Source organism: Acinetobacter seohaensis (assembly GCF_056431365.1).
Genome location: NZ_JBWKMK010000071.1, coordinates 1 through 745, shown reverse-complemented (window position 1 = coordinate 745; position 745 = coordinate 1). Strand labels below are relative to the sequence as shown.

Annotated in this window: 1 protein-coding gene; it reads left to right on the top strand. The window is 34.0% G+C overall.

Features of this window, described 5'->3' with window-relative positions:
• Positions 1-141: 141 nt before the first annotated feature.
• Positions 142-745: RNA-guided endonuclease InsQ/TnpB family protein (locus AC07E5_RS09685; RefSeq protein WP_498625331.1), on the top strand; the 604-nt coding region annotated here is incomplete at its 3' end.

The window sequence follows — 745 nt, the reverse complement described above, 5'->3', positions numbered from 1 at the left end:
TTTTTTTTCGATATTTCGTTATAAAAACTAAATGAACATGAAGATTAAAGGCTGAATGTCGGTTTTTATATATCTCACTCATTGAAAAAATATACCTAAAATGTTAGAATCAGCACCATATTAACAGATACACACTCATTAATGAAAATCAACAAAGCGTATAAATTTAGGCTTGAGCCTAATGTCGAGCAAGAGGTTATTTTAAATAATCTCGTTGGCTCTGCACGCTTTGTTTGGAATCAAATATTAGCAATTTCATTTGAAATGTTTGCTCAAAATAAACACATTAATGCGGTGAATCTAGTAAAAAAGATAACAGCACTGAAAAAGAATCCTCAGTTTAGCTTTTTAGATGGAAATTCAAATGCTGTGTCACTTCAACAAAAAGTTCGTGATCTTGCATCAGCATGGGGGAAGTTTTTCAACCCTAAAGAACATGCTCGACTAAAAGAAAAAAAGCGCAAACCTAAGAAACCTAAATTTTTTAAATTGGCTGATGGTACTGAGGTTCAGTTGCGCCCACTTATGCCTAGATTTAAGAAAAAATCAGACGGTTATGATTCCATTCGCCTTGTACAATTCGATAAATACTGTTGGGTTAAAGGAAATAAACTCAAACTCCCTAATGGCGTAGGTGTTATTAAATTCAGGAAGTCGCAAGAGATTCTAGGCACAATAAAAAATGTGACGATCAGTAAGGTGTCAGGACGTTGGTACGTTTCATTCTGTACTGAAACAGAACTTA